This window comes from Rhizobium sp. ERR 1071 (genome assembly GCF_007828675.1).
Lineage (GTDB): Bacteria > Pseudomonadota > Alphaproteobacteria > Rhizobiales > Rhizobiaceae > Rhizobium > Rhizobium dioscoreae.
On the sequence record NZ_VITM01000005.1, the window covers coordinates 19,318 to 39,820 of the forward strand.

Here is a 20,503-nt window from a genome sequence, read left to right on the forward strand (position 1 = left end):
GTCAATCTCCATTCAGGGATTTAAAGGGCGAGCGGGTACTGTCGCGTGCAAGCAGTTCCCAGTCGACCACACTCGTTCGCGGGTCCTCGCCGTTGATCCGCGCGACGATCAATTCGGCCGTGAGTTCGCCGATCCGATGACGGTCGGGCTTGATGGTGCTGAGCGAAGGGGTGACGTAGCTTGCCGCCTCGCTGTCGCCGAAGCCGACGACGCCGATATCGGCGGGCACTTTCCTGCCGCGCTCATGCAGCGCCTTCAGGACACCGAAGGCGACGACGTCGCTGTTGCAGATGATCCCGTCGATCCGTGGATTGCTGTCGAGCAGTTCACGGGCGAGCTCTTCGCCGAGCGCCGGCCGGCCGCCTTCCTGTCGAACAGCATAGACGAGATCCGGCAATCCGGCCGCGGCAATGGCGCGTGCTGAGCCGTGGGCGCGTTTCCTTGCCCGCATGTCGTTTTCGCGCATGCTGCCGAGAAAGGCGAGATGCCGGTAACCGCACGCAATCATGTGGTCGGCCTGCGCCCCGCCGGCCTCCCGATGATCCATGCCGACCGCGGAATCGATGATGTCGCCGCCGACATCCCACATTTCGACGACCGGAACGCCCGAGGACGTCAGCAGCTCAGTGACCTTGGTCGGGTGGTCGACACCGATAATGGCAACCGCGGCTGGGCGCCAACTGAGGATCGAGCGCACGAGCGTTATCTCCTGGTCAGGATCATAGCGCGTATTGGCGAGCATGACCTGAAGATTGTCTTTGAGAAGCGCCGATTGCAGGGCATCGATAATGGAGGCAAATTCAGAATAATAGAGCGATGTCACGACGACGCCGACGATGTCGGATCTCGTCCCCGACAATCCCCCGGCCAGCCGGTTCGGCACATAATTCAGCTCGTCCATGGCCTTGGCGATCTCTCGCCGCAGTTCCGGCCTCACCGTGTTGGGCGCGCGAAGCGCCCGCGAGACCGTATTGATGGAAACCCCGACCCTGACGGCGATCGAAGCCAGTGTTGGTGCGCCGCCCTTTTCTCGCTCCTCCACGTTCGCCCCCATTCTCCTCGCAAAAATTTGCTCAAGTGAGCGTTGCGTTACCGTTAACTTTATGTCATTTCTCGAACGAGGAGACAAGAGCGCAAAATTTTTCCAACGAGACTTTCCATTGAAATTTGCGTTCTGGCAGCAGGGAAGGACGTAAAGCGTGGCCGACCGCCCCAATATCATCCTGATCATGACCGACCAGCAGCGATACGACTCCATCGCCGCGCTTGGATTTCCCTATGCGGTTACGCCCAATCTTGATGCGCTTGTCGAAAAGGGGGTGACGCTGACTGATTGTCATATCAACGCTCCCAGCTGCGTTCCCTCACGAGCCAGCCTCTTCACTGGCTACTATCCACATACCACCGGGGTGCTCGCCAATGGTCAGCGCTGGCAGAGGACATGGGTCGACCAGTTGAGGGATGCCGGCTATCGTTGCGTCAACGTCGGCAAGATGCACACCATTCCCTACAATTCGGACTCCGGTTTCCACGAGCGTTACGTCGTCGAAAACAAGGATCGTTACATGGAGGGGCGCTGGTATTTCGACGAATGGGACAAGGCGCTCGCCGCGAATGGTCTGGTCAAGCAGCAGCGCGAGACCTATCGTCGGCGGGAGGATTATCGCGAGCGTCTTGGCGCCTTTGATTGGGAATTGCCCGAGGAGCTGCATTCCGACGCTTTCGTCGGCAATATGGCGAAGTGGTGGATTGACACATATCCACGGACCGAACCGCTTTTCCTGCAGGTCGGCTTCCCAGGCCCGCATCCGCCGTTCGATCCGCCGGCGCGATATTCCGAGCCTTACCTCAAGCGCAACGATCTGCCGTTGCCCAAGCCGTCGCGCCAGGAGCTCGATTCCTTGCATCAGGAACTGAAGGAGAAGCGACAGCACGACGTCGAGGTCGATCACGATTCGGTTGTCTGGAGCCTTGATCCGTCGCCCGAGCAGATGCAGCGGCTCTGGGCTCACTATCTCGGCAACGTGACGCTGATCGACCAAAAGATCGGTGAGTTGCTGGAAGCCTTGAAGGAGCGCGGCTATCTGGAGGATGCGATCGTCATCTTCACCTCCGACCATGGCGAGTGCCTCGGCGACCACGGCCTGATCCAGAAATGGTCGATGTATGACGTCGTCACACGGGTGCCCACCATCATCTGGTCGACCGCAAATCGATTCGAGGGTGGCAGGGAGCTAAACGGCCTCTGCCAGCTCTTCGATCTCGGTCCGACCATATTGGAATATGCGGGGATCACGCCGCCGAAGAGCTTCGAGGCGCGCAGCCTGAAGTCGGCGCTGGAGACGGGTGAGTGGACGCCTCGTACCCACGTATTCTGCGAGCAGATCGGTGACGTCGCCATGAGCGGCGGCGTGGAATTCATGACCGGCGTGCGTAGCGAGGGATGGAAGTTGGTCCATTTCAAAGGGTCGAGCGACGGACAGTTGTTCGATCTCAAGAACGATCCTGGCGAGGTGCAAAATCTCTGGGACGATCCCGCATGCGAGGCGCGAAAGCGCGAACTTCTCGATGTCATGCGGGACTGGCTCATCGAGTCGAACTACCGCACGCGCGATGTCATGGCGGGTGTGCGATGACAGATTTTCAGGAGGCAACCGCAACCAGATCGTCCCCGCCCGCAAAGGATGGGATGGTATGGATCGAAGGTGGCAGCTTCCTGATGGGATCGGAAGATTTTTATCCCGAGGAAGGGCCTGTTCATCGCGTGCGGGTCGACGGCTTCTTCATGGATGCCACGCCGGTCACGAACCGGGACTTTTCGCGCTTCGTCGCCGATACCGGTCATGTGACGGTCGCGGAGCAGACGCCGGACCCATCGGTTTATCCCGGCGCCGATCCGGCTATCCTGCAGCCGGGATCATTGGTCTTTCGAGCGCCGCGGAGGTCCGGCGATATGCGCTTCTGGGGTGATTGGTGGCACTTTGCGGCGGGTGCATGTTGGCATCGGCCCGATGGCATCTCGTCTCTGACGGAGGCGATGATGGATCATCCGGTGGTGCAGATCTGCCATGCCGACGCGACAGCCTATGCGCGCTGGGCCGGAAAGGCTTTGCCGAGCGAGGCGGAATGGGAGTTCGCCGCCCGCGGCGGCGTGGAAGGGGCGACCTTCGCCTGGGGCGAGGAGCTCGAGCCCGACGGCCGCAGGATGGCGAATATCTGGAACGGCGATTTTCCGATGGCCAATCTCCCCGGCAAGGCTGAGTTCGGCACCACGCCGGTCGGAGCCTTTCCCGCAAATGGCTATGGTCTTTCCGACATGATCGGCAATGTCTGGGAGTGGACGGACGATTACTGGACGGACCGCCATCCAGACGATGCAGCGAAGCCTTGCTGTGTTCCGAGCAATCCGAGAGTCGCCATTGCCGAGCAAAGCTACGACCCGCGTCAGCCGGCGATCCGCATTCCGCGCAAGGTGTTGAAGGGTGGATCGCATCTTTGCGCGCCGACTTATTGCCGCCGCTATCGGCCGGCGGCCCGGCATCCGGAAATGATCGACAGCGCCACGACCCATATCGGCTTCCGTTGTGTCAGCCGTCAGGCTGACAAGTCTCGCGGCGAGCAATGTGCAGTTGGGAGCGAACGCCAATGACCATCGCGACGAACGCGACCATACGCCCTGGCGCTCCGCGGCGCCCGTTGCTGACGACGCCTGCCGCGATGCTGGGTCTGAATGTGGCCGCTGTCGTCATCGGCATCGGCCTTTGGTGGCTGGTGACGGCCGAAGGGCTGGTTGGTCTGCCAACGCCTGCCCAGGTGGCCGCGGCCGCCGCCGCCGAGGCTAAAAATGGCATCCTGCTCGGCGATGCGCTGGCCAGTCTCGGCCGGGTCATGACGGGCTTCTGCCTCGGCCTGATCGTCGCTGTTCCCGTCGGCTTCCTGATGGGGTGGTATCGCATCGCCCGGGGCATCATCGAGCCCTATGTGCAATTCTTCCGCACCATTCCACCGCTGGCGATCATTCCGCTTGCGATCGTGACGATGGGCATCGACGAGACACCGAAGATCTTTGTCATCTTCCTCGCCGCTTTCCTGTCGAGCGTCGTTGCAACCTACCAGGGGGTGATTAGCGTCGACAAGACACTCATCAACGCCGCGCGCGTATTGGGAGCGGACGATTTCACCATTTTCCGCCGCGTGATCATTCCGGCCTCAACGCCTTATATCATGGTCGGCGTGCGCATTGGCCTCGGTTCGTCCTGGGCCACCGTCGTCGCAGCCGAACTTATCGCCGCGCAGTCCGGCCTGGGCTACCGCATGCAGCAGGCCCAGCTCTATTATGATCTGCCCACCATTTTCGTGAGCCTGATCGCCATCGGCGTTCTCGGCCTGCTCATGGATCGGATCGTCATGATGGCCGACCGTATTCTCACAGCATGGCAGGAAAAGCTATGACGCCGAAGATTTCGTTTCAGAACGTTTCGAAAAGCTTCGATCTTGCGGGTCAGGCAGCCTTTACCGCATTGCAAAACCTTGACCTCGATATCGAGGATGGCGAGTTCATCACCGTCGTCGGCCCTTCCGGCTGCGGCAAGTCGACAGCCATGAACATCGCCGCGGGATTGACCCCGCCGTCATCGGGGCAGGTATTGGTCGACAATATGCCTGTGAAAGGGCCGGGGCCGGAACGCGGTGTCATCTTCCAGCAATATGCCCTGTTTCCGTGGCTGACCGTGCGGCAGAATGTTGAGTTCGGGCTTCAAATCTCCGGCCGTCCCAAGGATGAGCGCCGCGGCATCGCCGACCATTTCATCGAGCTCGTCGGCCTAACGGACTTCGCCGATGCATTGCCGAAGATGCTTTCAGGCGGCATGAAGCAGCGCTGCGCCATTGCCCGGGCCTATGCGGTCAATCCGAAGATATTGCTGATGGATGAACCTTTCGGCGCGCTCGATGCCCTGACGCGCGTGCAATTGCAGGACCAGCTTCTTGCCATGTGGAGCAAGGAGCGCCGTACAGTGATGTTCATCACGCATGATGTCGACGAGGCGGTCTATCTGGCAAGCCGGGTTATTGTGATGGCGGCCCGTCCGGGTCGGCTCCACAAGATCATTCCCGTGGACCTTGCCTTTCCCCGGACGGAGGAGATGCGGCTTTCGCCGCGGTTTTCCGAGCTGCGCAACGAGGTCTGGCGGGCCGTCTATCACCCTGCCTCAAACTGAAGATCAGCAATCACAGGAGGACATGATCATGCTGACGAGACGCAGTTTATTGACGACGGCCGCGGCTCTGACGGCCGCCACCGCGATGCCTATGATCGCTAGGTCGGCCCGCGCGGCCTCAAAGCCGATCCGGATCGGCTATCTCTCCGACTTTCCCAATTCGAGCCTGTTCGCGATTGCCAACGATCAGAAGCTTTGGCAGGCCGAAGGGCTGGAGCCGGACCTGAAGGTGTTCACCAATGGTCCCATTCAGATCCAGGCCATGGGTGCGGGGAGCCGCGATTTCGGGACGATCGGGCCGGGCGCGCTGTGGCTTCCGGCCAGCGGCCATGCCAAGGTGCTCGGCGTCAACGATATCGGGTTCAGCGATCGCGTCATCGCCCAGGCGGCATTTACCTCGATCGCCGATCTCAAGGGCAAGAAGGTCGGTGTCCCACAAGGCACATCCGGAGAGATGATCCTGCGCATGGCTCTCGGCAAGGCTGGCCTGACGATCAAGGACGTGCAGGTCGTCCCGATGGATCCGAGCACCGTCGTGGCTGCATTCTCCTCCAAGCAGATCGATGCGGCGGGCATCTGGTATCCCTTGATCGATGCGATCAAACCACGTGTCCCCGATATGAAGGAGCTGGCCTCGAACAAGGATTTCTATCCCGATACCTCGTTCATCAACACCTTCGTGGCGCGCAACGAGACGATCCAAAGCGATCCCGATCTTGCCAAGAGCCTCCTGAAGGTCATCAAGAAGGCCATGGACTACAGGGTTGCCAATCTCGATCATTCGATTGAGTTGACGGTCGCCTTTACGCAATCGCCTCCCGATGCGACGGCCAAGGTTGCGAAAAGCCGAAAACTTCTAACGAGCGGCGAGCTGAACAAGTTCACCGAGGACGGCAGTGTCACGAAGTGGTTGGGTGAATTCAACAAGATGTTCGTCGATTTCGGAACCATCAAGGATCCGCTGCCACCGGAAAAATATTTCGACGCGACATTGTTCCTCTCCGCTTGAAAACGGGCCTGCATGGCGGCAAGGCTGTCGTGTGGCGCGGCAGCCGCGATCAAACATATTGGCCTTTCATACCGGAAGAGCGTGCCCATAGTCACCATCGTCCATTCGATCGAGGGGCAATCACATGAGGGCAAGCGCCGAATCTACGATCGTCCGGCAAGCAAACAACGGCTGGGGCACGTGGCGGCGGCGCTTGGTCTCGTCAAATGATGGGAGGCCTTGCCAGCAACCTCCGCGGCCGCATCGCCAGACGGTGATGACAAGCGGATCACCAGAGCCGCGGATGCGGTCCTGGGGCTCATGGTCCATATTTCGGTCTATCCGACCTAATCGGTCACCGGCTCGCCGAGCGTATGCATCAGGCGGTTCGCCCAGCCGAAAATTGCCGACGAGAAGACGAGATCGATGGATTCCAATTCAGACAAGCCCACGTCGGCCAATGCCTGCGCATCTGCTTTCGTGGCTTCGGGCGGCGTTGGCGACAGGCGTGCGGAAAAATCAAAGATCGCCTGCAGGTGCTCGTCGAGTTCCGCATCCAGGCCGTCCGTGAAGATTGCTTCGATCACGTCGGTTCTTTTGGTCTGGCTGATGAAGCGGGAGGCGTGAACCGCGGCGCAGTAGACGCAGTGGTTGACGATGGACGCGGCCGTCGCGCCCAGTTCGCGCTCGCTCGAAGCAAGCCCATCCTTTCCGTACATGATCAGATTGAACAGTGGAGAGCGGACGCTCAGCGATTCCGGATCGTGCGCGAGCGTCAGGACATAGGGCGAAATGCCCTTGTTGGACGGCGTCACCTGCATGGCCGCGCGCTGTTCCGCGGTCGCGGTCTCGAGGTCGACTGGAACGACATAAGGCTGCCAGCGCGGAATTTTGGTGGTGAAGGCATGGACGACCTCGCTCATTGTCTTGCTCCGATCAATGCCAATCCCGCGATGACGCGCACCTGGTAGTTCACGAAGGCTGCCAGTTCGGAGAGGCGGACGATGTCGGCATCGGCCACGCCGCTGGCGCGCAATGCCTCTATGTCCGCCCGGCTCGCCTCCCTCGGTGCGACGGTCAGCCGGTCGGCGTGACGAACGATCTCGGCGGCGCGTGGGTCCTCCACGGTCGTGCCAGGTGAGGAGAGCGGGGCAATCGCGGTTTCGCCCGCCCGCTCCACGAGAGCATCATAGTGGCGCGCCAGCGCCTCGTTGTGATTTTGCCGGGCCATGCGGGCGGCAAGCGCCGCCCGAAGTCCATGGGACAGACCGCCGGGATCGCGTGGCAGCAGCACCGCGTCATGGGCTGCCTCGCTCAGGCGCAGGATCTCAGCGCGCTTTTCCATGGCTTCGGCGAGCGCGGAGCCAGGCTTCACGGAGACTAGGGTTTCGATGAGTGTCAAAACAGGCTCCTCGGGTGCGTCTTTGGGGGCAGCATCTAGGTAGGCGTGACACATCATTATGTCAAACGATAATGATTAAGCGAATTTCATGCGAAATAATTATCTAATTCCGATCGTCAAGTGAGAATTCTTATGCTTTACTCGCATTAAGAGGGGTGTTTCATGTCAATTATGCATTCTAACTCTTTCGATATTCGTCAACTTGAAGCCTTCGCGGCGGTGATTTCCGCGGGTAGCGTGACCGGGGCAGCGCGCTTGCTGGGCCGATCGCAACCGGCGGTCACCAGGCTCATCCAGGATCTGGAAGCCGATATCGGCTATGCGCTCCTGCATCGAAGCGGTCCACGGATCACGCCGACCTCGCGAGGCGTGCTGTTTCATTCCGAGGTCGAGCGCCATCTTGCCAGTCTCACACATATCCGTGAGCGCGCGGAGGCGATCGGTCGTGATGAACCACCCACGCTGACGATCGCGGCCACGCCGTCGCTTTCGGCGGGCGTTCTGCCGCGGGCACTCGCGGCCGTTGCCCCGGATCTGATCCCGCGTCATCTGCATGTGCAGGCGCTTGCGGCCGAAAACGTCGTCCAGGCAGTGCTCGCCCGCTCGGCGGATTTGGGGATCGCAAGCCTGCCGCTCGAACATCCGGGCCTCGAAATACACTGGATCGCGGAGGCTCCATGTGTCGTCGCCATCGCCGCGAACGATCCGCTCGCCGACCGTGACGTGGTGCGTCTTGCCGATCTCGCCGATCGCCGCATCATCACCCTGGCAAATCCATATCGCTTGCGGCATCGAGTCGATGAGGCACTGGAACGGGCAGGGGTCTCGCCGGACCGGATTATCGACGTCAATGCTTCACTGACGGCGCTGTCGTTGGTTCGGGCAGGACTAGGGGTTGGCATCGTCGAGCCGGCGACCGTCGTCGGCGTGCCGCTTGACGGTGTCGTGATGCGCGTGCTTGATCACACCATCCCCTTTCTCTTCGGTGCGATATCGCCCGCCGCGCTGCCGCTCACATCGACGATCACGGCAGTGATCGAGGCGGCGCGCGCGGTGGCTTTAACGATGCCAGGCTGCCGCCTGTTCGACTCGAGCGGCGCGGAAGCGCTGGCCGATACCATTTACGGGCAAACCGCGAGACCTGAGGGAGCGTCGATATGAGCGACCTTTCAATCTTGCCGGACGGTCTCGATGCTCTTGAGGCGCGGCTGCGGCAGGATCTCGCCTGGCTGGAACTGCCGGCCAAATCCTGGGTGCCGCCGCGCATGATCGACGGTCAGCCTGTCGTCGATGTCGTCATCATTGGCGCGGGCATGGCCGGGCTCGTCGCCTCCGCGATGCTGAAGAGGCTGGGCGTCGCCAACCATGTCGTGCTCGACAAGGCACCCGCGGGTCGCGAGGGGCCTTGGGTCACCTTCGCCCGAATGCGAACGCTACGCTCTCCCAAGCAGCTCACCGGTCCAGCGATGGGGCTGCCCGCCCTGACGTTTCGCGCCTACTACGAAGCGCGCTTTGGCCGGGAGGCGTGGGTCGCACTCGACCGCGCGCCGCGTGAGACGTGGATGGAATATCTGATCTGGTACCGTAAGGTGCTCGAGCTTCCCGTCCGCAACGGCGTGACAGTCGATGCGATCCTCCCACGCGAGGACGGAATGCTTGATCTTGTCTGCACCGAGGACGGCCTCAAGGAGACGATCATTGCGCGTCATGCGGTGTTGGCGACCGGCCGCGATGGTCTGGGCGGCCCGTTCGTGCCAGATATCGCGAAAAGTATCGGTGGCAAGTTCTGGGCGCATACCGCTGACGACATCGATTTCGCGATGCTGCGCGGCAAGCGGATAGGCGTGATTGGTGCCGGCGCCTCGGCGATGGACAATGCAGCGGCCGCTCTCGAAGCCGGTGCGGCGCGCCTCGACATGTTCGTGCGCCGCAGGGAGCTGCCGCGGATCAACAAGTTCACCGGCATCGGCAGCCAGGGCGTCGTGCACGGATTCGCCGGCCTTCCCGATGAGTGGAAGTGGCGCTTCCTCAATTATGCCATGGCCCAGCAGACGCCGCCGCCGCGGCCGAGCGTCTTGCGCGTCAGTTCCTTCCCGCAAGCCCATCTCCATCTTGAGAGCCCTATCAGCAGGCTGGAGCAAGAAGGCGACCACGTCATCGTGACGACGCCGAGGGCCGGCTATCCCGTCGACTTTCTGATCTTTGGAACGGGCTTCAAGATCGACCTGAGCAATCGACCGGAGCTTGCCGCCTTCGGCCCACATATACGCTTGTGGCGCGATCGCTTCCCGGTGCCGGCGGAGATGCCCAACGCCGAGCTCGAGGGATCCCCCGATCTCGGAGAGGCGTTCGAATTCCTCGAAAGGGAGCCGGGCTCGTGCCCGACGCTGGCAAGGATTCACTGCTTCAATTTTCCGGCGACACTCAGTCACGGCAAGCTCACCGGCGACATCCCCGCGATCAGCGAAGGTGCCGATCGCCTGGCGCGCGGCATTGTCCGCGCCCTCTTTGTCGCCGACCGCGAGAAACACTTTGAAAACCTCCAGGCTTTCGACACGCCGGAACTCCTCGGTGACGAGTGGGCGGATGACGATACCAAGGAGCCTTCCGAACTATCTTCCGAAAGGACCTGAGCCCGCAATGCTTGAGATCAAGAACCTAAAGCTGTCTTACGGAAGCACGCAAATTCTAAATGGTGTGGACCTGTCGGTGAAACGGGGCGACGTGGTGTCGATCATCGGCCCGAGCGGCACCGGCAAGACGACGCTTCTCAAGTGCATCAACCATCTGACCAAGCCGTCCTCCGGCTCGATCGCGTTGGATGGCATCCGCATGGATTACGCTCGCCCCGACAAGGCCGCGGTGCAGGCGATCCGTCTTCGCACGGCGATGGTTTTCCAGCAGTTCAACGTCTTCAAGAACATGACCGTCATCCAGAACGTCATGGACCCGCTGGTGGTCGTTCAGCGCAAGCCGAAGGAAGAGGCCCGCGCGATTGCCCTGCGGGAACTCGAGCGCGTCGGACTTGCCGACAAGCTCGACAACTATCCCTCCCAGCTCTCAGGTGGTCAGCTCCAGCGGACCGGCATCGCCCGCGCCTTGGCGGTCAAGCCGGACGTGATGCTGTTCGACGAGCCGACATCGTCGCTTGACCCCGAACTGGTGAACGAGGTCCTGAAGGTGATCAAGGATGTGACGTCCTCGGGCATCACATCGCTCCTCGTTACCCATGAGATGCAGTTCGCCAAGAACATCTCGAACCGCATCGTCTTCATGGACCGGGGCGTTGTCGCCGCGGACGGCACTCCGGCCGAAATCTTCGATACACCCTCCAACCCGCGCCTCGCTCAGTTTCTCAATTCCGAACGCGCGATCCAGTAGAAAGGATGCCTGAAATGACTTCCATGAGTTCAATCTCGCGCCGTGGCCTCGGTCTTGCCGTAGCAGGCGTCGCGATCGCCTTCGCAACCGCCTCGTTCGCCGAGGAGGTCCGCACGATCAAGATCGCCACCGCGGCCGAATCGAAGCCGCTCTCCTGGGGCGCGATCGGCGTCGAGCCGCAGGGTTACGAACCCGACGTGCTAAGGGCGATCAACGCGAAGCTGCCCCAGTACAAGTTCGTCATGGAAGGTGCGGCCGACATCGCCCAGGAAACCGGCCTTGCCACCGGCAAGTACGACATCGCGACGGGCGGCTATTATCGCGCGCCTGCCCGTGAAAAGCAGTTCCTCATTCCTGACGCCCCGATCGGTGCGAGCTTGATCAAGATCTATAGCCGCAAGGATAGCGGCATCAACGAGATGAAGGATCTGGTCGGCAAGAAGATCGTGCCCGTCACCGCAGGCGGCGGCATCTACAAGTTCGCCACGGCATGGCAGGAGCAAAACCCGGCTTACAAGATCGAGATCACCGCCTCGAGCGCCGGCGTTCCCTATCCGGACCGGCTGAAGGAAGTGCAGAACGGCAAATACGATGCGCTCGTGCTGCCATCCAACCTCGGCGAGCAGACCGTGATCGACCAGCAGAAGCTCGACATCAAGACGAGCGAGCCGGTCGCGATCAATCAGACCTTCGTGCTGATCCATCGCTCCGAGGAGAACAAGGCCCTCTCCGATGGCATCGACAAGGCTCTGAAGGAGCTCAAGGCCGACGGCACGCTTGCCAAGCTCTCGCAGAAGTGGTTCGGCGAGGACATCACCACGTATATGAAGTAACGCCGCCCTCCGACCCCGGTGATCAGGCCCAAAGACTGAGAGAAGGAGTGTTCCGAAGTGGACCTTTCCGTCATGATCCCAGAGCTGCTCTCGGCTCTGCCGCTGACGCTTGCGATCACGTTCACGGCCATGATCGCCGGCTTCGTGCTGGCGTTGATCGCGACGACGTTCCGGGTTCGCAGGATCCCGGTGATCAGCCATTTGGCGGATCTCTACGTATCCTATGCCCGCAGCGTGCCCGTCGTCCTGCAATTGTTCGTCGCCTTCTACGGGCTTCCCGTGCTTGTGGGTGTGTTCGGCGTCGCGGACTTCGTGTCCCCGACCATCGCGGCGATGCTGGGCTTGAGCCTCTATCACGGCGGCTATCTGTCCGAAGTCATGCGGCCGGCCTATCTCGCCGTCGAACGCGGCCAGCATGATGCCGCGGACAGTCTTGGCTATACGTTCCGCCAGAAGCTCACGCGCGTTCTCGGGCCACAGGCGGTTCACATCGCGCTTCCCGGCTACGGCAATTCGATCATCTATCTGATCCATAACGTCGCGCTCGTCATGTATATCGGCGCGGCCGATGTCATGGCGACCGCTCATCTTGTGATGGAGCGTGACTATAACCAGTACCAGTTCGAAACATACCTCGTGCTGGCGGTGCTCTATTCGCTGCTTTGCCTGGTCGCCTGGTCTGTCGTCCGCTTTTTCGAGCTTCGTTCCGCGAGATTTTCTCCAGGCGCGAAGCGCGGCAGAACCAGGATGATGGCAAGCGTCTGATCGAAGGAGTTGCTACATGTTCGATATCGACGTTCTTCTCTCCGATCTTTGGGATATCCTGGGTGCGGTACCCCTCACGCTCGCGATGGCGCTTGCGATCTTCGTCTTCTCGACGATCATAGGCAGCCTGTTCGCCATGGTGGAATATCGGCGCATCCCTGTCCTGCGACAGCTTGTCGTCGCCTACAAGGTCGCGTTCAAGGGCGTGCCGATGGTCGTGGTGATCTTCCTCGCCTATTATGGCCTGCCCTCGACCCTGCAATTCCTGACATCGCTGATTGGCGTGGACTATAACGGCCATTCCACGCCAAACTGGGTCACGCTCATTGTCGCCCTGACCGCTTGCGTCGCCGCCTTCCAGGCGGAAGTCGTCAAGGGCGCTCTGAATTCTTTCGACACCGGCCAGGCCGATGCAGCCTATTCGCTCGGCTACAAGAAGAGCCAACTCTTCCGCCGGGTCATGCTTCCGCAGGTCATCGTCGCGGCGATACCGGATCTTGCCAATTCCTTCATGGTCATCATGAAGGCGCTTTCCCTGGGGTTCGCCATCGAGGTGGTCGACATCTTCGCGCAGTCGCAACTGACCGCAGCGCTGAACTTCTACTATCTCGAGGCCTTCCTGGTCGCGGTCGTGATCTACATGGTGATAGCCTATGCAGTAACCCAGATCGCGGACAGGACGGAGCGAGCGCTCAGGGTGCGGACTTGATCTCGACCCAACGCTTCCCACGCGGCAAGACAAGACGGTCTCCATCGGCTGATCGTCCTTGAAAGCCGCGGCCGGGGACGAGCACCCGCGCCGTCTACTCTTTCCTCTCCAGGCCGCCTTTTTGGAAATTCATTTCTCCCCATTCTCGTTAGTCCACTTAATTTATAGACTAAAGTCAAATTGGAGAGAGTGGCAATGAGCATCGAAAAGTCCGACAGCGGTCTAGGAAGACGGGAGCTGCTGAAATTATCCGCGGCGGCTGGAGTTGCCGTTGCCGGCGCTTCGCTGATCGGGCGAAAGCCCGCCTTCGCGGCCGGGGAAGAGCCGTCCCTAAAGGGTAAGCGCATCGCCATCAGCGCGACCGGAACCGACCATTTCTTCGACCTGCAGGCCTATAATGCCCAGATCGAAGAGGTCAAACGCCTCGGGGGCGAGCCGATCGCCGTGGACGCGGGGCGCAACGACGCCAAACTGGTCTCGCAATTGCAGACGCTGATTGCCCAGAAGCCGGATGCCATCGTTCAGATCCTCGGGACGCTCAGCGTCATCGACCCCTGGCTGAAGAAGGCGCGCGACGCCGGCATTCCGGTTCTGACGGTCGACGTCGGCTCGACCAATTCGATCAACAATACCACCTCCGACAACTGGGGCATCGGCAAGGACCTGGCGCTCCAGCTCGTCTCCGATATCGGCGGCGAAGGCAATATCGTCGTCTTCAACGGCTTTTACGGCGTGACGCCTTGCGCGATCCGCTATGACCAGCTGGTCAATGTCGTCAAATATTTCCCGAAGGTGAAGATCATCCAGCCGGAACTGCGCGACGTCATCCCGAATACCGTGCAGGACGCTTTCACCCAGATCACCGCGATTTTGAACAAATATCCGGAAAAGGGGTCGATCAAGGCGATCTGGTCGGCATGGGACATCCCGCAGCTCGGCGCGACCCAGGCGCTTGCCGCCGCTGGCCGCACCGAAATCCGCACCTACGGCGTCGATGGCAGCCCGGAAGTGCTGCAGCTCATCGCCGATCCGAAATCGCCCGCTGGCGCCGACGTCGCTCAACAGCCCGCGGAAATCGGCCGCACCGCCATCCGCAATGTTGCGAAGCTCCTCGCCGGGCAGACGTTGCCGCGCGAGACCTACGTTCCAGCACTTCTGGCCAACAAGGCCAATGTCGGCGAGGTCACCAAGAAGCTCGGCATCGGCTGATAGTCCGCTCCGGGCGATGCCGCCATGGCTGGATCGCCCGGAACATGTCCGCTGGAGACCGAGATGACGGCCATTTCTTTCAAGCAGCCGGTGACGGCAAAAGACGACATCATCCGCTTTGAAGGCATCGTCAAGCGCTTCGGCGGAGCGCAGGCACTGGCGGGTGCGTCGCTGAGCGTCAGGCGTGGAACCATCCACGGTCTCGTCGGCCAGAACGGCGCGGGCAAGTCGACATTGATCAAGCTGCTTGCCGGTCTTCATCAGCCGGATGACGGGAGGATCGAGATCGAAGGGCAAGCTTTCGATAGGCTGACCCCGCATCTCGCGGAAGAGCTGGGCATTCACTTCATTCATCAGGATCGGCTTCTCGTGCCGACTTTTACGGTCGGCGAAGCCCTGTTTCTCGGCCGGGAGCCGCGCATACCAGGCACGCCATTTCTCGATCGCCGGCTGATGCAGCGCCGTGCATCCGATATCCTCAAGGATTATTTCGGTGTGCGGTTGCCGAACAGCGCGCTGATCGGTGAATTGTCGACGGCCGAAAAGCAGATCGTCCAGATCACCCGCGCGCTTCTCAACCAGCCTAAGGTGCTTGTCTTCGACGAACCGACGGCGGCATTGGTGCGTCGCGAGGCCGATATTCTCTTCCGTCTGATCCGTCGCCTGCGCGATGAAGGCGTGACCGTCATTTACATCTCGCATTACCTGAACGAAATCGAGGAACTCTGCGACCATGTCACCGTGCTGCGCAACGGGCTGGACGTCGCTTCGGTGCCGATCCGGGAAACATCGGCCGCGGCGATCGCGCGGCTGATGGTCGAGCGCGACATCAAGGACATGTTTCCGAAGCCGGTTGTTGTGCCCGGCGATGAAATCCTCAAGGTCGAACGGCTTTCGGCGCCCGGAAGATACGAGGATGTCAGCTTCACCCTTCGGCGCGGCGAGGTGCTGGGCCTCACTGGTTTGCTCGGTTCCGGGGCAAAGGAGCTGGTCCGCTCTCTCTTCGGTCTGGATAGGCCGGCCTTCGGTCGCATCGAAATCGGCGGCAAGGCTGTCCGTTTCGCCAATCCCAGTCACGCGACGGATAACAGGATCGCCCTGGTGCCCGAGGATAGGCGCCGCCATGGCATCGCGCTCGACCTCAGCGTCGCGGAAAATATCAGTCTTTCCAGCCTCGATCGCTTCACGCGCCTCGGCTTTCTCGACCGCGAGGGCGAAAGGCGGGAAGTCGATGCCCTGATTGAACGCCTGCAGGTAAAGACCAACGGGCGTAACGCCTTGCTGCGCACGCTTTCGGGCGGCAATCAGCAGAAGGTGGCGATAGCCAAATGGCTCAGTCGCCATTCCGAGGTCTACCTCCTCGACGAGCCGACGGTCGGCGTCGACATCGGCTCCAAGGTCGAGATCTATACGCTGATCGGCGAACTCGCGGCGCGCGGCGCCGGTGTCATAGTCCTGTCTTCCGACCTGCCGGAACTCCTTGGCATCACAGATCGCATCCTTGTGCTCTTCCGTGGCCGGGTGGTGCGGGAATTCATATCGTCGGAGACGACGGCGGATGCCGTGCTCGCCGAAGCCACCGGATCGTCGGAAGGACAGCGCCATGTCGGCTGAGGTAGAATTCGCGCCTTCCGGATTTTCGACCTTAGAAGAACCTGCCCGGCCGGCCGGCAATATAGCGGCCACGGCATTGCGCTTCGGGTCGCTGATCGCCTTTGGGGTCATCCTGATCGTCTTTTCGCTGACCGCGCCTTACTTCCTCAGCATTGGCAATATCGGCAATGTGCTCGGCCAATCAGCCATCTCCGGCGTGCTCGCGATCGGACTGACGATCGTCCTCATCGCCGGCGGCTCCAATGTCGTCACCGGCGGTATCGACCTGTCGCTTGCTGCCAATATGGGCCTCAGCGCCGCCGTCTATGCCAGCCTCACGCAACTCGGCTTTGGTGATGTCACGGCGATCCTGGCATCGATCCTGACTGGTACACTGATCGGCGCGGTCAATGCTATCGCCGTCGTCTATGCCGGTATCGTGCCGCTACTCGCCACGCTTGCCGTCATGAACGTCGTTGCCGGCCTGGAACTGGTGCTGACGGGAAATACCGTCCTTCCGGCTTCCACGCCATTCCTCTCGGCGCTTTCTGCTTCGGACTCCCTCGGCATGCCGATCCTCGCCTATGTGCTCATCGGCTTCACGGCGATTGCGACGGCGATCGTGCAATATACGCCGCTTGGTCTGCGCCTTTACGCTGTCGGCGAGTTTCCGGATGCCGCGCGCGCCGCTGGCCTTCCGCTTCGTCGCCAGCGGCCTATCTGGCGGCATCGCCGGCATCCTCTCGGTTTCCTACCTGAGCGGCAGCACGACGGGTTCCGGCGAGATGCTGTTGCCCGTCGTTGTCACCGCTTTGCTCGGTTCGGTCTTTTCACGCAGGCTGGTTCCAACAGTGACTGGAACGTTGCTTTCAGCTCTGCTGGTCGGCTTCCTCACCAACGGTTTCCAGCTGCTCAATATTTCGAGCACGCTGGTCAGCGGCGTGCAGGGCCTGCTCATTCTCATCGTGGTCTCCGCGACCACCCTGTTGCGTCGGCAGGAGGCCTGAACATGTCGCTCCATGGTTCCGCACACGCCCCGGTTGGCTTGACGCGGCTGATCGCCGCCAGCCTCGTGCGCTATGGGCTGATCCTCGCCCTGGTTGCGGTCTTCGCCGTCTTTTCCCTGATCACACCGACATTCCTGACCCTTGCCAACCTGCAGAGCATCCTGGTTAACAATTTCACGTTGCTTGCCATCGTTTCCATCGCCATGACCTTCGCGGTCGCCTCTGGCGGCATCGATCTTTCGGTGGGGACGGCGATGGATTTCGCGAGCTTTGCCTTCGTCTCGCTCGTCCTTGCCGGGCAGCCGGTGGCACTTGCGGCGTTTGCCGGATTGGGAGCCGGGGCGCTCGTGGGCGCCTTTAATGCGCTATTGATCTCGGGGATCGGCGTCTCGCCGTTCCTTGCGACGCTCGGCACGCTGTTCATCGGCCGCAGCATCCAGCAACTGCTGACCAATGGCGGCAATCCCGTCTATCTGCCGCCGAACGGCGTGCCGGAGGCTTTCCGTTTCCTTGGCCACGGTACGATCTGGGGTTTCCCTGTGCCGCTCGCAATCGCCATCGTCCTCATCGCGGTCGCCGCGGTCATTCTTGCCCGCACGCGCTTCGGCCGCGTCGTGCTGTCAATCGGTATCCAGCCGGGTGTCGTGCGCTATTCCGGTATTGTGGCTCCCGCCTATATAGCGCCCACCTTCGTATTGGTCGGATTGATCGCGGCCGTCGCTGGCCTGATTCTGACCGCGACCGTCACCGTCTACATCCCGTCTTCCGGCAATGCATTCCTGCTGAATGCCATCGGCGCAACCTTCATCGGCACGACGCTCAGTCCGCTCGGGCGGCCGAACGTCACTGGTACCGTGCTGGGTGTGCTGCTGCTCAGTATCGTGGCCAATGGACTTTTATTGACCGATCTGAATTTCTACTGGCAGCAGGTCGGTACGGGAACACTGATCTTTACCGTGCTCGCCCTGAGCTTCATGATCCGGAAAGCGGCTGGCCGCCCGTGAGGCAAGCCGCAGAGAGTGATGGAAATCCGGCCGCTGTATCCGTCAGATTCTTCTGGCCCGTCAGATTCGGCAACCTTGGCGTTTGGGCATTGGCGCAGGAGAAATCCAACGGGAATGCCTAGATTACCGTGCCATTAGGCCAGAGGCGACCGTCTCGCTGCAATGGGGAATAGTCGTGCCATTCGGCCAGCCGCTTTCTATATTCGCGCCTGTAAGTGCTGTCGTCGCGAAAGGCAATGTGGTCTTGCACCAATCCGACGCCAATCTCATAGTAGACATCGAGGTTGCGCAAATCCGGCTGAGGAATGTTTCCTTGCTCGGCTTCTCTTTGCATCTGCCAGAACAGCGTCTCCAGGCGCTGAACGAGGGCTGGAATATCGCGCAAGACACTTGTGTCTCGTTGTTCCCGCATGGACGCCCTTATTCTCTTCAGGCTAGTTGAATCCTTTGCGAATCCGATCGCCCTTTCTATGTAGTCTTGCGGGTCCGAGCAGATGAGCTGCGTCGCGCCGGCAGCCGCGACTATGCTATGGCAGAAGCGTGCTGCGAAGCTCTTGCCTGGAATGGTGAGGACAGGCAAGCCCATGGTCAGGGCATCGGCCGCGGTCGAATGTGCTCCATAGGGGAACGTGTCGAGGAAAAGATCGGCAAGGCCAATCCTGGCGAGGTGTTGAGCGTTTGGTGCCTTGGGCGCGAAGATGAGACGCTCAGGTGCGACACCGGCATTTGCCGCGACCTGGCGCAGACGGGCGTCGACATCGCCACCGCCGCTCAACAGCCATAATACGCTGTCGGATGTTGCCGCGAGAATTTCCATCCACCGCGCAAACGTCTCCTGCGTGATCTTCTGCATGCCGTTGAAGCAGGCGAAGACGAAGGCGCCGTCCGGCAGGCCCGCTTCGAGGCGTGTCGGCTTTTCGGCGACCGCTCTCTTGCGATCAATTGGCTGGGTGCAAGGGATCCTCCGGACCTTCTCTGAATAGAAGATCTCATTTTCCGGAGGAATGACGTGCTCGTCCGCGATGATATAGTGATGAAAAGGACTGCCCATCGTGCCCGGATAGCCGCAGAAATTGACGATGACGGGGGCCGGTCGATATGCGAAGATCTTCGTTCGCGCATGCTTGGTATAGCCATTGACGTCGATGAGGATATCGATGTCATCGTCCGCGATCTGCCGTGCCGCATCCTGATCGTTGAGCGCGGCGATCTCGCGCCAGCAGTCGACGACGGCTTTCATGCGCGTTTGCGTGGCGTCTTGCTCCACGGGCTCCCCGCAGTAATAGGCGTAGATCTCGACGCTTTGCTTGTCGTGCAGCTCCAGCACTTCCCTGAGTGCGAAGCCAACCGCGTGATCGCGCAGATCCGACGATACGTAGCCGATGCGAAGCCGCTGAGCGGTTCCGGATTTTTTGCGCGGCATCTTGCGAGGAAATCCGCTTATGTCGGGCCGACCGACAAAGGATTTGTTGTATTGATAGGCTCTTGCGAGCTGAAACAGGGGATCGTCGGAATAGCAGGCAAGCGTCAGCGGCGACATGGAATCGAGGAGCTGACGCGTGGAGACGTGGTCGGATGACGTCAGAACAGGCCATTTGCATTGGCGCTGTCGCAAGGCGCTCCAATGCTGCCCGGCCTCGCCCTTGTCGGGTCGTAGTTCGATAGCCTGCCAAAGAGCCGCTTCGGCATCATCCAAAAGACCCGCATTTTCCATGACGCGGCCAATATGTTGAAGCGCCATGAGGCGGTGCGCGAGCTTGTCCGGAGTGCTTTCAGCCGTCATGTCGACGAAGCTTCGCCATTGCACGATGGCTTGCGCCGCGACGCCGCTATCTTCCAATGCCCGTCCGAGATTGATGTGTGCCGGGCCGAATTGCGGATCGAGCTTCAGGCAGGCGCGCAGCGCCTGAATGGAGCCGGCTATGTCGCCGAGCTGCCGCAGCGTGACCGAATAGTTGAAGTAAACGAGATGCAGGTAGGGGTGGCCATCGTTGAACGCAATCCAGACCTTGTAAGCCTCCGCCGCCTCCAGCTTCCGCCCGGCGGCACTTCGTGTTTCGGCAAATTGGAACAGGTCGTTGAAGGAGAGGCGCTGCGAACGCGCCAGGTCCAAGATGCCGGCAAGGGGCATGACCGGACTGGTGACTGAAGCATCATTGGTGACCATGGGCATTCCATAAACTGGCGGCAGGCAAGGCAACCATTTTCATAATGGCTGCCGATGTCTCGACTGTGCTTGGTTGCCGTCGGCATGTCATCAGCCTGCCGCGGGAATCGGCCGTTGCGCGCCGGCAATCAACAGCTTTCGAACGCGCCAAGGCGAATTGCAACGACCGCGCGGGTGTTCGAGACCACGAGACCAAGTCATATGCCGCGGGCGCTGCTCGCGATGG

General features: G+C 60.9%; 17 protein-coding genes and 2 pseudogenes. 15 read left to right on the forward strand and 4 right to left on the reverse strand.

Annotated features, from left to right (window positions below):
• Window position 1 precedes the first annotated feature (1 nt).
• A complete protein-coding gene (locus tag FBZ99_RS18475; protein WP_246661133.1) occupies window positions 2-1,042 on the reverse strand; it encodes a LacI family DNA-binding transcriptional regulator in 1,041 nt (346 codons plus the stop codon).
• Between the two features lie 157 nt (window positions 1,043-1,199).
• Between FBZ99_RS18475 and FBZ99_RS18480 the strand changes: the two genes are divergently transcribed.
• The 5 genes and pseudogenes from FBZ99_RS18480 to FBZ99_RS18500 all read left to right on the forward strand — a co-directional run bounded on the left by FBZ99_RS18480 (window position 1,200) and on the right by FBZ99_RS18500 (window position 6,228).
• A complete protein-coding gene (locus FBZ99_RS18480) occupies window positions 1,200-2,636 on the forward strand; it encodes a sulfatase family protein (RefSeq protein WP_113388791.1) in 1,437 nt (478 codons plus the stop codon).
• 53 nt (window positions 2,637-2,689) lie between these two features.
• Window positions 2,690-3,649, forward strand: a complete 960-nt coding sequence (locus FBZ99_RS18485) for a formylglycine-generating enzyme family protein (protein ID WP_113353433.1) — start codon at window positions 2,690-2,692, stop codon at window positions 3,647-3,649.
• A gap of 68 nt (window positions 3,650-3,717) precedes the next feature.
• A complete protein-coding gene (locus FBZ99_RS18490; RefSeq protein WP_113353587.1) occupies window positions 3,718-4,452 on the forward strand; it encodes an ABC transporter permease in 735 nt (244 codons plus the stop codon).
• Window positions 4,449-5,232, forward strand: a pseudogene (locus FBZ99_RS18495) (ABC transporter ATP-binding protein); the annotation flags it as partial. The gene FBZ99_RS18490 and the pseudogene FBZ99_RS18495, both read left to right, overlap by 4 nt.
• Before the next feature lie 18 nt (window positions 5,233-5,250).
• Window positions 5,251-6,228: an aliphatic sulfonate ABC transporter substrate-binding protein gene (locus tag FBZ99_RS18500; RefSeq protein WP_442966496.1), complete on the forward strand. Its 978-nt coding sequence runs from the start codon at window positions 5,251-5,253 to the stop codon at window positions 6,226-6,228.
• Between the two features lie 326 nt (window positions 6,229-6,554).
• Here FBZ99_RS18500 and FBZ99_RS18505 read toward each other — a convergent pair whose 3' ends face one another.
• Window positions 6,555-7,130, reverse strand: coding sequence for a peroxidase-related enzyme (locus FBZ99_RS18505; protein WP_113353430.1), 576 nt, complete (start codon window positions 7,128-7,130; stop codon window positions 6,555-6,557).
• Window positions 7,127-7,609 carry a CMD domain-containing protein gene (locus FBZ99_RS18510; protein WP_113353429.1) on the reverse strand — a complete coding sequence of 161 codons (483 nt, stop codon included), beginning with the start codon at window positions 7,607-7,609 and terminating at the stop codon, window positions 7,127-7,129. Before FBZ99_RS18510 ends, FBZ99_RS18505 begins: the two co-directional genes overlap by 4 nt.
• Before the next feature lie 162 nt (window positions 7,610-7,771).
• Here FBZ99_RS18510 and FBZ99_RS18515 point away from each other — a divergent pair, with 162 nt between their 5' ends.
• From FBZ99_RS18515 to FBZ99_RS18560, 10 genes and pseudogenes are all read left to right on the forward strand, one after another.
• Complete coding sequence (locus tag FBZ99_RS18515; RefSeq protein WP_113395158.1) at window positions 7,772-8,770, forward strand: LysR family transcriptional regulator; 999 nt, start codon at window positions 7,772-7,774, stop codon at window positions 8,768-8,770.
• Window positions 8,767-10,242: an NAD(P)-binding domain-containing protein gene (locus FBZ99_RS18520; protein WP_113353427.1), complete on the forward strand. Its 1,476-nt coding sequence runs from the start codon at window positions 8,767-8,769 to the stop codon at window positions 10,240-10,242. Before FBZ99_RS18515 ends, FBZ99_RS18520 begins: the two co-directional genes overlap by 4 nt.
• A gap of 7 nt (window positions 10,243-10,249) precedes the next feature.
• Window positions 10,250-10,990 carry an amino acid ABC transporter ATP-binding protein gene (locus FBZ99_RS18525; RefSeq protein WP_069614054.1) on the forward strand — a complete coding sequence of 247 codons (741 nt, stop codon included), beginning with the start codon at window positions 10,250-10,252 and terminating at the stop codon, window positions 10,988-10,990.
• A gap of 14 nt (window positions 10,991-11,004) precedes the next feature.
• Complete coding sequence (locus FBZ99_RS18530) at window positions 11,005-11,823, forward strand: amino acid ABC transporter substrate-binding protein (RefSeq protein WP_112721605.1); 819 nt, start codon at window positions 11,005-11,007, stop codon at window positions 11,821-11,823.
• A 57-nt stretch (window positions 11,824-11,880) separates the two neighbouring features.
• Window positions 11,881-12,588 (forward strand): amino acid ABC transporter permease, encoded by a 708-nt coding sequence (locus FBZ99_RS18535; protein ID WP_113353426.1) that lies wholly within the window; start codon window positions 11,881-11,883, stop codon window positions 12,586-12,588.
• Window positions 12,589-12,604: 16 nt separating this feature from the next.
• Complete coding sequence (locus tag FBZ99_RS18540; RefSeq protein WP_113353425.1) at window positions 12,605-13,297, forward strand: amino acid ABC transporter permease; 693 nt, start codon at window positions 12,605-12,607, stop codon at window positions 13,295-13,297.
• Window positions 13,298-13,492: 195 nt separating this feature from the next.
• Window positions 13,493-14,506: a sugar ABC transporter substrate-binding protein gene (locus FBZ99_RS18545; protein ID WP_113353424.1), complete on the forward strand. Its 1,014-nt coding sequence runs from the start codon at window positions 13,493-13,495 to the stop codon at window positions 14,504-14,506.
• 63 nt (window positions 14,507-14,569) lie between these two features.
• Window positions 14,570-16,120, forward strand: a complete 1,551-nt coding sequence (locus FBZ99_RS18550; RefSeq protein WP_113353423.1) for a sugar ABC transporter ATP-binding protein — start codon at window positions 14,570-14,572, stop codon at window positions 16,118-16,120.
• Window positions 16,110-17,106: pseudogene (locus FBZ99_RS18555) on the forward strand (ABC transporter permease). Before FBZ99_RS18550 ends, FBZ99_RS18555 begins: the two are co-directional and overlap by 11 nt.
• Before the next feature lie 2 nt (window positions 17,107-17,108).
• Window positions 17,109-18,110, forward strand: coding sequence for an ABC transporter permease (locus tag FBZ99_RS18560; protein ID WP_145634199.1), 1,002 nt, complete (start codon window positions 17,109-17,111; stop codon window positions 18,108-18,110).
• Window positions 18,111-18,228: 118 nt separating this feature from the next.
• Here FBZ99_RS18560 and FBZ99_RS18565 read toward each other — a convergent pair whose 3' ends face one another.
• Window positions 18,229-20,277: an O-linked N-acetylglucosamine transferase, SPINDLY family protein gene (locus FBZ99_RS18565; RefSeq protein ID WP_145634201.1), complete on the reverse strand. Its 2,049-nt coding sequence runs from the start codon at window positions 20,275-20,277 to the stop codon at window positions 18,229-18,231.
• Window positions 20,278-20,503 lie beyond the last annotated feature (226 nt).